This is a genomic window from uncultured Acetobacterium sp. (genome assembly GCF_927416815.1).
Classification (GTDB): Bacteria; Bacillota; Clostridia; order Eubacteriales; family Eubacteriaceae; genus Acetobacterium.
Genome location: NZ_CAKMJU010000013.1, coordinates 1 through 10,892, shown reverse-complemented (window position 1 = coordinate 10,892; position 10,892 = coordinate 1). Strand labels below are relative to the sequence as shown.

Annotated in this window: 15 protein-coding genes; 2 read left to right on the top strand and 13 right to left on the bottom strand. The window is 46.2% G+C overall.

Translation table 11 applies throughout. The annotated features are described in order from the left end of the window. Positions 1-44: 44 nt before the first annotated feature. From QZ998_RS02275 to QZ998_RS02265, 3 genes are all read right to left on the bottom strand, one after another. Positions 45-821, bottom strand: a complete 777-nt coding sequence (locus QZ998_RS02275; protein WP_296557659.1) for an RNA-binding domain-containing protein — start codon at positions 819-821, stop codon at positions 45-47. 198 nt (positions 822-1,019) lie between these two features. Further along, positions 1,020-2,036, bottom strand: a complete 1,017-nt coding sequence (locus QZ998_RS02270; protein WP_296557658.1) for a virulence RhuM family protein — start codon at positions 2,034-2,036, stop codon at positions 1,020-1,022. Between the two features lie 135 nt (positions 2,037-2,171). Then, the gene (locus QZ998_RS02265) at positions 2,172-2,582 is read right to left on the bottom strand and encodes a hypothetical protein (RefSeq protein WP_296557655.1); all 411 of its coding nucleotides are present in this window, start codon (positions 2,580-2,582) and stop codon (positions 2,172-2,174) included. Between the two features lie 381 nt (positions 2,583-2,963). Between QZ998_RS02265 and QZ998_RS02260 the strand changes: the two genes are divergently transcribed. Next, complete coding sequence (locus tag QZ998_RS02260) at positions 2,964-3,296, top strand: cupin domain-containing protein (protein ID WP_296557653.1); 333 nt, start codon at positions 2,964-2,966, stop codon at positions 3,294-3,296. Beyond that, the gene (locus QZ998_RS02255) at positions 3,293-3,904 is read left to right on the top strand and encodes a 4Fe-4S binding protein (protein ID WP_296557652.1); all 612 of its coding nucleotides are present in this window, start codon (positions 3,293-3,295) and stop codon (positions 3,902-3,904) included. Before QZ998_RS02260 ends, QZ998_RS02255 begins: the two co-directional genes overlap by 4 nt. Positions 3,905-4,003: 99 nt before the next feature. Here the strand turns inward: QZ998_RS02255 and QZ998_RS02250 are convergent, their stop codons facing one another. The 10 genes from QZ998_RS02250 to QZ998_RS02205 all read right to left on the bottom strand — a co-directional run bounded on the left by QZ998_RS02250 (position 4,004) and on the right by QZ998_RS02205 (position 10,676). Then, positions 4,004-4,267, bottom strand: a complete 264-nt coding sequence (locus tag QZ998_RS02250; protein ID WP_296557649.1) for a Txe/YoeB family addiction module toxin — start codon at positions 4,265-4,267, stop codon at positions 4,004-4,006. Further along, on the bottom strand, positions 4,260-4,523 hold the full coding sequence (locus QZ998_RS02245) for a type II toxin-antitoxin system prevent-host-death family antitoxin (RefSeq protein WP_296557647.1): 264 nt from the start codon (positions 4,521-4,523) through the stop codon (positions 4,260-4,262). Before QZ998_RS02245 ends, QZ998_RS02250 begins: the two co-directional genes overlap by 8 nt. A 277-nt stretch (positions 4,524-4,800) precedes the next feature. Then, complete coding sequence (locus QZ998_RS02240; protein WP_296557646.1) at positions 4,801-4,989, bottom strand: nucleotidyltransferase domain-containing protein; 189 nt, start codon at positions 4,987-4,989, stop codon at positions 4,801-4,803. Positions 4,990-5,142: 153 nt separating this feature from the next. After that, positions 5,143-6,252 (bottom strand): GGDEF domain-containing protein, encoded by a 1,110-nt coding sequence (locus tag QZ998_RS02235; protein WP_296557645.1) that lies wholly within the window; start codon positions 6,250-6,252, stop codon positions 5,143-5,145. Between the two features lie 91 nt (positions 6,253-6,343). Continuing rightward, positions 6,344-6,826 (bottom strand): hypothetical protein, encoded by a 483-nt coding sequence (locus QZ998_RS02230; RefSeq protein WP_296557644.1) that lies wholly within the window; start codon positions 6,824-6,826, stop codon positions 6,344-6,346. Positions 6,827-6,840: 14 nt separating this feature from the next. Next, on the bottom strand, positions 6,841-7,482 hold the full coding sequence (locus QZ998_RS02225) for a hypothetical protein (RefSeq protein ID WP_296557643.1): 642 nt from the start codon (positions 7,480-7,482) through the stop codon (positions 6,841-6,843). Continuing rightward, a complete protein-coding gene (locus QZ998_RS02220) occupies positions 7,368-8,006 on the bottom strand; it encodes a glycosyltransferase (RefSeq protein WP_296557642.1) in 639 nt (212 codons plus the stop codon). Before QZ998_RS02220 ends, QZ998_RS02225 begins: the two co-directional genes overlap by 115 nt. Beyond that, positions 8,003-8,704, bottom strand: a complete 702-nt coding sequence (locus tag QZ998_RS02215) for a hypothetical protein (protein ID WP_296557641.1) — start codon at positions 8,702-8,704, stop codon at positions 8,003-8,005. Before QZ998_RS02215 ends, QZ998_RS02220 begins: the two co-directional genes overlap by 4 nt. Before the next feature lies 1 nt (position 8,705). Continuing rightward, positions 8,706-9,713 (bottom strand): NAD(P)-binding protein, encoded by a 1,008-nt coding sequence (locus QZ998_RS02210; protein ID WP_296557640.1) that lies wholly within the window; start codon positions 9,711-9,713, stop codon positions 8,706-8,708. Between the two features lie 15 nt (positions 9,714-9,728). Continuing rightward, positions 9,729-10,676 (bottom strand): hypothetical protein, encoded by a 948-nt coding sequence (locus QZ998_RS02205; protein ID WP_296557639.1) that lies wholly within the window; start codon positions 10,674-10,676, stop codon positions 9,729-9,731. Positions 10,677-10,892 lie beyond the last annotated feature (216 nt).

Below are 10,892 nucleotides of genomic sequence, written 5' to 3'. Positions count from 1 at the left end.
GACGGTTTAATTCACGTGAAAACATAGAACTTTTTTATGCGCACCTAAAATATAAATTGAGCCAAACGCCACCCTATGACGCTATAATCGTAGGCGATGACAATGCACTTGACTTTGCGCAGCAGGGCATCGGTGCGGTGATGGGGCAAGGCCGCCAGGATCAGCTCTGGCTTTCCGAAGATCAGAATCCCAGCCAGGGTAATCCCCTCTTTATCGCTTTGGGGATCTTTAAGATAAAGGCCGGCACTTTTTAGCAGCTCCAGATCGTTCATGGTTTTCCAGGGATGATCGGACCGTTCATTGGCCGCCATTTTTCTGGCCCGGATCAGCAAATCGGGGTTAAGCTCGGATAGCTCCGCATAAGGAAAGATGCGATTTTCGGTATAAGACCACTGCTTGCGGTTATACAAACCAGCCACCAGATTGGTGTTGTCCGTGATATCCAGATCGCCATCTTCGTTCCGGTCAAAAATCCGGTCATTGCACCGATGCACCTGGGAGCTCTCGGGAACCAGAATATGAAAGATCGTTTTGCCTTCCATTTCAATGGCTTCGATGGTCAGATAAAAGGTCGGACAAATTTTCAACGGATTATTCATGGCAGTGACAAAATCCATTCTTAACTTTTCAATGGCATCAGGCTCGATCCCAACAATCCCGCCCTGATCATCAACCCCCAGAAACAGATGACCGCCATTGCGGTTTAAAAAAGCACAGACGGTTTCGAACACATCCCGATTCAATTTGGTTCGGCTTTGTTTGAATTCGATGGTCAGACCTTCACCACCGCTGATGATTTCGCTGAGTTTTTCTGGTTTCATTGGGTTTTCTCCTTTGTTGTGAGAATTGTTATATGACTTATTAGTAATGGCTAATTGTTGGGTATCGGACTGGCCGCTGGTCACATTGATGATCGGCAACTGCTTGATTTGTTTATCAATCGCGTCTGGCTTAATCCGAACAAGTTTATAAACTGGTGTCGGGCACTAATCCCCTGGACAAGCGTTTGGTTCTTTTGGTTAGACTTTTTCTATGCCTTCAATCAATCGATCAAAATCCGACTGGTAAGTTAAGTCCTGTTTTACCCGATATTTCTCAAATTCTGCGAGTGCTTTATTTTTAGCAATGGCAGCCGAGATTTTTCCCGCATCATTTAACACGTCACGATCGGTAAGTTTTAAAAATGCATTCAGCCGTTCTTCCCAATCGCTCATTGTCATCGGAATTTCCCGGAGGGCAAAATCTTCGGCCAGATCCAAATAACTATTAACCAATCGGGCCAACTGCGACATTTCTTTTTCGGTTAGATAATTCTTAGCCACCACCACATCAAATTTTTGAATTTTGCCAGCTGGTGCATCTTTCCAGGACATCAAGCCCATATTTTCTTTTTCGCTGTCCGCCCGGTTATAAATCGTCTCAGCCGCTGTTTCCTGATGTATCGCCCAATGAAGTTTATTTTGAACGGTGGCGAAAAAGCGTTTGGTCGTGGCTGCACTTCTGTCATAATCAAGGCTGGTCGCATAAATATCCGTAATCTTTTGATAAAAACGTCTTTCACTCAAACGAATTTCACGAATCCGTTCTAATTGTTCTTCGAAGTAATCCTTTGTTAGAATCGTCCCATTGTTTTTTAACCGTTCATCGTCCATCACATAAGCTTTGATTGTAAATTCCTTGACGATTTCAGTCGCCCATTTCCGAAATTGAACGGCTTTTTCTGAATTCACTTTATAACCAACCGCAATAATCGCCGACAAGTTATAATGCTTGGTATTGTAGTTTTTACCATCTGATCCAGTTATTCGAAAATTTCGAATAACTGAATTTTCAATCAATTCATTATCAGCAAATATCTTTTTCAGGTGATAATTAATTGTGTGCGTTTCTACATCATACAGCACACCCATCATTTTTTGCGATAACCAAACATCTTCATCGGCATAGATCGTATTAACGTCACTTTCGCCGGTGGCGGTAATGAAGGTCAGATATTCAGCGGCAGAACTGCGAATGATATTATTCGTTTTATCCATTTTGGCTCCTTTCTAATTTTCTGTCAATTCGTCGATCATTTCATAAATCCCTTGGCGTCACCCACTGTGATAACTTTTGCAGACAATAACAGCGACCCTATGACTGATTCCATATTCAAAACCCAGACCAATAAGTTAAGTTGAATATGTTAAGTGACAGGTACCGCCGCTTAGTTCATCGAGAATGAACATATAGATATTATTATCGGCTATCGGATATATTGTCATCTGAATGATATATAGAGTATTGTTGAAGACAATCTTTAGTCTCTTACTGTATTTGCCATCGAATTTCCCGATTGAAGGTGTAAAGACTTGATAGTCAGGTGTAATTTTGTTTGAACTGTTATTAAAGTTTAACCAAAGCTTTTCAATAAGGTCGTGATAATTTCCGTTTTTTTCGATTAAATCCAAAAATATACCCTTTCTAGAAATGGCTTTGTAGATAACAAGTTTAGCGTCAACAATTAAAATGGCGTCCGCATTTTCTTTAAAAAAAACGGAAATATCATCGAGTGTATAATTTTCTATTTTTTTCAAATCCATTTTTGTTCCCTCCCATTTTGTTGAGCGATACACCATTTTTACCTCTTCATTTTCAGTACCGCATCGTCTATGGTATTATTGATTTGATTATATCACCTTTTAACTGGCTTTGCTTTGCTTTAATTTATTCATCCAAACGCACCGTATCTGTTGGATGCCCGACGCGCTTCAATTCCAAAGTCTCCTCAGAAATTAGCCAATCATTCATTTCATTGTAATTTCGGCATTAATCAACCCTGCCAGTTATCGCCCCAACTCAATCTGATCTTGATGGCTAGCTCATTATTTTTTTTTTATTATCCGATTGTGTTACCACCGTAACACTTTTTCTTGATTCTATCATTTATACTAGATTGTATCATGAACGAAAAGGAGATTACGATGTTAGAAAAAATCTATGCCTTTGCCAATGGCAACGAAAAACGGATTGAAAAAATTATTGATGACCAGCCGGTGATGATCAACCACATGATTTTCCCGGAAGGAGAAGGCTTGAAGGAGCATTATTCCAATTCCAACGTTTATATGATCGTCATTAAAGGGGCGGTTACCCTGCAGCTGGGTGATCAGGAGCCGCACCGCTATGAAGCCGGACAGATCATCAATATTCCCTACCACATCAAAATGAATGTCAATAACCGTGACCCCGAAATTCTGGAACTTTTTGTGATCAAAGCCCCCGGTCCGGCTTTTTATCATCTGGACAATCAATGACAACAGCGTGGCGCCGGGTCATCCAGCTAACTTTTCTGGGCTTGTTTATGGCCCTGCTGGCGACCGGTAAGATTCAGCAGTGGATGGGCGTTTTTGTGCTGGGTGTGCTGGCCTCTTTGTTCTGGAGCCGTCTTTATTGTGGCTGGATCTGTCCGATCAATACGGTGATGGAAGGGCTCACCTTTGTGAAAAAGAAAAGCCATTTAAAAAATTTTAAGATTCCCCGCTGGCTGTCAAAAACCTGGCTCCGCCTGGTGATCCTGTTTCTGTTTTTCCTGGTCTTTGTCTTTGTGATGCTGACCGGTAAAAAACTGCCGATTCTGCCCCTGCTCTTTGTCGGCGGTATCATCCTCACCCTTTTCTTTCCAGCCGAGTTGTGGCACCGGTTTTTATGTCCCTACGGGACGATCTTAAGTCTCAGCGGGATGAAAGCTCGCCACGCCATGGTCATCGACCCGGAAAAATGCAACAATTGCGGGGCCTGTCAAAAAGCCTGTCCGGCGGGCGCCATCGAAAAACAGTCAAAACATCAGATTCATCAGAGTGATTGCCTGGTTTGCCTGAAGTGTCTGAAAAGCTGCCACCAGAAAGCCATCCGCTATCAATAACGGCTTTGGCAAAACCACCCTACCCGATACAAAAATCAGCCAATCCCGGCGTTCTCGTTGGCATTGGCTGATCTTTTTTTGTGCGAAGCTGCTTTACCCTTAACTGTCTCCATAGTGACTCTTGCAACCGATGATATAAATGGTCTCGTCTTGGATTTTGTAAATTAATCGATCGCGTTCAGAGATTCTTCTGCTCCAATACCCGGATAGCTCGTGCCTGAGTGCTTCTGGTTTACCAATTCCTGCGTATCCATTGCGTTCAATATCACGAATCAGCTCATGAATTTTTTTGAGGATCTTTTTATCTTTATTGTGCCAGTATAAATACTCATCCCAGGCATGCTCTGAAAACAATTTATTCATCGTTCATGGCACACTCTTTTAATTCGATCGTTTTGCCCTGTTCAATTTGATTTTTACTTTCAATCAGACGATCATAATAAGCTTTATTGCTGGTAATATAAGCATTTTCCATCAAATTATTATATTCATCCAGACTAATCAGGACGACATTTTTTTCGCCTTTCCGGGTGACGATGATTGTTTCATTGTCATCGGTTACCTTGTCAAAATAGGATTTCATCTTGTTTCGCATGGTGGTATAATTGATGGCTAACATAATCTCTCCTCCTTAAGGACTTTATTCTGTACTTAATATTGTATTTTATTCGGGATAGGAAGTCAAGGAAAGAACCGAGCGGTTTGATTGTTGTCCGTCTTTTTTTCTTATCATTTGTTAGGTGCCTCATTTGTTGTTTGCCTGACACGCTTCTGATGAAACTGCGCTTAACCGCTATCACTACCAGAATAAAGCCATAAAAATAACCCCTTTAAAAAAAACAGCCAATCCCAGCGTTCCCGCTAACATTGGCTGATCGGTTATTTTGTTTTTTTTGCTATTGTTCTTCCCATAAATCAAATAATGTGAAGTTAGAACGTTCGGCATCGATCAATAAATCTATATCACTTGATTCCGTCTCATCATGACGAGCGTAAGAACCAAACAGAACTATTTTAGCAAGATCATACGTTTTTCCGTAGGGAACCACACTGTTTTTAATTTCTTCGATTGTGACACGCTTCATTTCCATCACCTCACAGCGTGTGATATTATTGCTTTGATTATATCACCTTTTTACCGTCTTTGCTTTAATTTATTCATCCAAACGCGCCGTATCTGTTGGTTTCCTGACGCACTTCACTTACTGACAGTTTAGTGGAGTACCAAACCCATCCTCTCAGGCGTCGGCGTGCCCGCTAATCCCTGCTGCTTCCAGCGCTTCGCGGTCCAGTGCCTCATAACATACCACCCGATTGCGGCCGCTATGCTTGGCTACATAAAGAGCCTGATCAGCTTTTTTGATGGTCTCGAAACAGTCGCCACCCTGATAGATGGCCACCCCCAGGGAAACGGTGATCTTGCAGACACCGTTTACCGACTTTTCCACCGAAGTACGGATCCGCTCGGCAACCCGGCTGGCCTGATCCGGCTGGCAATCAAACAGAATTGCGACAAACTCCTCACCACCCCAGCGAATTAACATATCTGGTCCCCGCAGACAATGGCGGATGCAATCGGCGACAAATTGCAAAATACGGTCACCTTCATCGTGCCCATAACTGTCATTGACCTGTTTAAAATGATCGACATCCATAATCACGATGGCAATGGCATCACTTAAAAATGACAAATCGTGACCCTGCCCCATGACCTTATGAAGCTGCCGACGGTTGAAAACCTGGGTCAGAGGATCGTGAAACAGCGCAAACTCAAGTTTTTTTCGGGTTATGTAATGGTCATAGTAAAAGCCGGTGATAACCAAATCCAACAGGCACAAAAGCAGGATCACCTGAATGTTAAAAGATAAAATCACCGCCAGATTGGGAAAGTGATAGAGCTGATCGGCCAGCAGAATGTTAGCGATCAGCCCCAGCTGGGCAACCATGGCATAAAACGGTGGGGCGCTAAAAGCCACTAGCAGCAGGATAAAACTGACAAATAAAAACCCTTCATTGACATAGGACTGATCCGTCATGAATGAACCGGCCCAGATATTTCCCCAGATGATGGCATGAACCATAACCAGCGAAATAACCGACATAATCCGGTAATTACTGGTGATCCGATAGGCCAGCACCACCACCGCTAGCGGAATTATGACCATACTGCGGATTAACAGGGTTTGCCAGGATAATTGCTCAGCAACCTGCCAGTCCGGTACCAGCAGAATAAAGAACATCACCGACGCGACAAACAAGATCCCCAGATTAAAACGTTTATAATAATTATACTTGGCCTGATAGAATTCTTCTTTGGCCTTGCCTTGCAGTTTTAAAAATGCATCCATCTGTTAGCTACCTCCACAAGTTTGTCGTTTCTTTCGTTAAACCGGCCATTACCGGTACTGACTGCAATTTAATCGACTACAACGCTGTTGCTCAGCCCCGCCGTGCGACAATCCGGACAATCCGTGGCCGGTTATAGCGCTGAGCAATCACACAGGGCAGATTGAAAGCCAGGGCATAGATCAACATATAGAGAATCACGATCGGCGGGGTAAACAAGCCGAAGACCCAGAAGGGCAAAATCGCCAGCCAATGGATCATTTCGGCCCGGCAGGATTCCAGCAGGTATTTGTCGAGATTATCTTTTTCAAAGCTGACCAGCTTTTTCTTTTCAAAGCCACCCTTGACCAGCGATCCGCCATCCGGCAGGTATTTTTTCCAGCGTCGCACCCGCAACCACTTTTGGTAAATCTGACCATCGTTTTCCCAGCGATGAGCCCGGTAAAACCAGACATTGTAATCAAAAAAGTGATCTGGCAAGCGGGTACAGATCAGGGCGGCAGCGACCATCAGAATCGGCCAGATAATAAAGCACAGGAGAATTGTCAATCCCTGAGGCAGAAAAATGATTTGCATGATCTTCTCCTCTCTTATTTTTCCAGTCGAATTTCCCGGTCTTTCCAGATAACCGGGAGACCCAATATTTTTTTAACCATCGAACGTATAAAAATTGCCAAATAAAAAATCAGCAGTAGCGGATAAAAGACGATGGTGGTCACTGAGAAACTGCCGATATGGTGAGCGATCCGGCTTAACTCCAGCACCCAGATGCCATAGAATGCCGCCAGTATCGCGGCCCACAGCCACTGCTGCCAGACCAGACTGAGGATCAGATAAAGCGGTGCCGAGGCAATCGCGGTAATCCAGAAAAAAACCAGGACAATTAGAAACAGCGGCGTTTTCGCTGCCCCAGCGGCCTGGTTTTTAGTCCAGCCCTGGATCAACTCCCGCAGCCCGCCGCGGTACATCCGATAGGAAGCATCCTGATCGCCCAGAAACAAAGCAAAGGGAATATCTTTTTGGCGGAGTTTTTCGCCCAACGCCATATCATCGACAATACTGTCTTTAATGGCGGCATGACCACCGACGGCCTGATAATCGGCCTGGCTAATCATAATCACCGGGCCATAGAGGCCGATCTGATAGGAATGGCTGTTTTTTTGATCCTTGATTTGCTGATTTTGATCAAACCCCGTCGGCAAGCCATGCCATTGGCGGCCATCTGAATGCAATTAAAAAATAGCGATAAGGCCTCAGTTTTTTTCTCGATCTGATGGTAGGGCATCACCGATACCACCCGACCAGTCTTTTGATGAGCCTTTAATAGCTTGCTGATCCCGGTCGGACTCAACCGGACATCGGCGTCTAGAAATAATAGCAAGGCCCCGGTGGCGGCTTCCCCGCCCTGCTGACACGCCCATGACTTGCCCAGCCAGCCAGTCGGCCTTGGAGCCGCGGTGATCAGCCGTGCTCCCAAAGCGGTGGCGATTTTAGCGGTTTGATCGGTCGAGCCGTCATCAACACAGATAATTTCGTGAATATCAAGCGTCTGGGTTTTTAAATCCCCGAGCAGCAAGGTCAGGTTTTCTTCTTCGTTCCGGGCGGGGATAATAATCGAAAGATTGGCGCTATGGTTGAAATTTCTGACTCGGTCTTTCGGTTCTTCGAGATTGACCGCGTCCAGCCCGGGAAAGCGGTGAAAAAGAATCCCACTGGCCACCAAACCCAGCACCATCATGGCACTGACAAGCATCATCGACTTACTCCCCGTTCATCTTTGGTTTGACTCGACCGCCCCTGTTTTTCGAGCTGCTTGATCACCCGATCTGCCGCCAGTTTGCCAGTCAGAATCGAGACCGGCAAGCCAGAAGGACTAAAGGTCCATTGTCCGGCCTGATAAATCTGGGGCAGCGGGGTTTTTATCGTTTTGGCAATTTTTCGAAAAACATTGACCGCCGGTAATTTCCTGGCTTTCGCTTCGTCAGCAAAGGCCCAGCCAGTGATGGCTCCGTCCATATTTCCGGTGAGTTGTTCAATTGTCAAGGGGCTGGAACTGAAGCGTTGTTCAACCTGCTCGGTCACGCCGGGAAAGACGCTGTTTTCCAGCACCAATAGAATCTGCTCTTCACATAAGCCTTTAAAGGCCCGATACCAGCCTGCCTTATCAATCGCTTTAACCAATCGGTAATCCATTAAGGTGCTGACAATCACCCCGGTTTTTGCGACTGGAGCCAGCGCTGGATCGCGGAGCGCTGGGCAGGAAATCTCGTAGGTGGTCAGCTTTAGATATTCCCGAACCCAGGCTTTCAGAGCGGTCTGCTGATCGGCCTCCGATCGGCTCGGGTCCGCCAGTACCGCCTGCCAGTGTTCTGACTGGATAGCCGAAAGGCCGGCCTTGCTGGGGGTGTAAAAACAGTGCGCTCCGCAGCGCTGGGCAAAATAAGCCGGCTCCAAATTAATCCCCAGATAGAGGGTAAAGATCGAGTCCCCCCCCGCGGTTTTGCCGGATCTTTTGTTGTTGTTCCCGAACCCGGTGGCCGGGTTCCCCAGACGCTGAACAATCAACAGCATCATAAAGTGCCTTCATATCGCCGCACCAGATCAATTGACGATAGCCAAAGCTTCGTCCATCGCGGGTGGTCACCCGCTGTCCTTTAATATCGATCTGACTGATTTCGGTGTCCAGGGCCAGCTCGCCCTGATGGGCAGCAATAAAATCGCTCAGTGCGGTGACCAGCCTCCCGGTACCGCCAATCGGATAGCTGTAATCGCTGTATAAACCAAAGTAGCTCAGGGCAAAAAAAGTCGGCATCTTTTCAAAAAAATGTTGAATAATCACATCAATCAACGCCTGATTTTGGGTAAAACGCAACAAATAGGTTTCAATCGGTTCGTCAAGCTTCTGGGCTTTGCGGATATTGACCTGATATTTAAACAGCCACGGCAACAGGGTTTTAAACAGATACTCTTTATCGATGGTCAGATCCATGAAAAGTGGGTTTTCAATGCCGTAAAGCACTTCCATATAAGCGGTAACTTTACGGATTTCGTCGATAATCGCGGCAATTTCGGTTTGATTCTGGGGAAATTTGACAGACAGCATGGCGGCATAATCATCGAGACTTTCCACCCCCGTTAAGGTCATCTGGCTATCTTCAATCCCGATAACGACCGGATTTTTAACAAAGTCGATCGCAATCCCCAGTTGTGCAAGCATCGGAAAAACAATTCCTGAATTCTCAAAGGCGCGGATACCAGCATCAAAGGTAAAGCCCTGGCGACTGAAGCTTCCCACCAGGCCTCCGGGTTTTTCGCTTTTTTCACAAAGCAGAGTGGTATAGCCAACCTTGGCCACATAGGCGGCGCTAGTCAAACCGGCAATCCCGGCACCAACCACAATCGCATCGTAGCTGTTTCCAGCTGCCACCGTTACCCTTACTTCGGCTTTTTTTATATCCTTCATCTCAACTACCTCCATCTACGCCATTAACCGATCGATCACCACTTGGATTTCCACCGGCTGGCCGTTTCTGGTATTTTGAATACAGCGGTTTTCACAAAGGGACAAATCCAGTGGCTCGGATTCAATCTTGATCTGATGTTCAGCGCAATAGGCTTCCAGTCGTTTTCTAGCTCCCACGAGATTCCCCACCGTTACCCGACGCATGATTCCCCGGATATCCAAGTCTCTCCCCTGAGATTCCATTCCGATCGAACAATAGGGATGCTCACACAACTGACACCGCGACGCCTTTTGCATCAAGCTCCGGGTTTCGGCCGGAACATCGGCATAGAGCTTTTCGGCGGTCACCGGTTTATCAAGAATCCGCACCATATTCTTTCGCTCTGGCTGATAAACATAGGGGCGTTGTCCCCGCTTCTTCAGCACCGCATTGGCTGCCGAAATCCCCGAGGTGGTCACAGTTGGAGTGCCGGTACCCATTACCGTGGATTCCCCGCAACAGAACAGATTGTCCCATTCGGTCCGGGTATGGAGCCGCTTGAACATATGCTGCCCCAGCATCTGTTTGGGACCGGCCACCGCCCCGCCATTTTTGTTGGTGTAACGCTCAATCGTCCGGGGGGTGGCCAGTTCGGCGTAGCGGATCGCTTCACCAAAGCCTGGAAAGCGCTTTTCCAGTACCCCGATCAGCCGCGCTTTCTCCAGTTCTTTACGTTCCAGATAATCCAAACAACCAGATCCGTCGCCCTGCTGCCAGGTTTCAAAGCTGGGACCGATGGCCAGCACGACATGGCTGCTGTCATCACAGAGGGTGTGATCATCAATACTGGAAATATAGACGGTGACCTCGCTTTCATCGAGACGATCGGGGTTGCCTACCAGCATTTCTACCGGAAGGGTGTCGCCAGGGATCACCACTTTGTTGACCTGGGCATAAAGCACCACACTGGGATAGGTCGGCACCTGTCTGGCCGCCCAGCGGGAGCGGTTTAGCTTCAGGTATCGGCGGTTGATCAGCTTGCCATATAAATTCCAGACTGTTCCTGACCCGGATTTCGAGTAAAAGCATAGAAATTAAGCAATTTCAGCCAAATCAGTGCTCACAAACCGCATAAAACGGTAAAAATAATCCAAAATCACAAATGTAGTGACCGAAAATAGAATTAAATTCATTTTTGT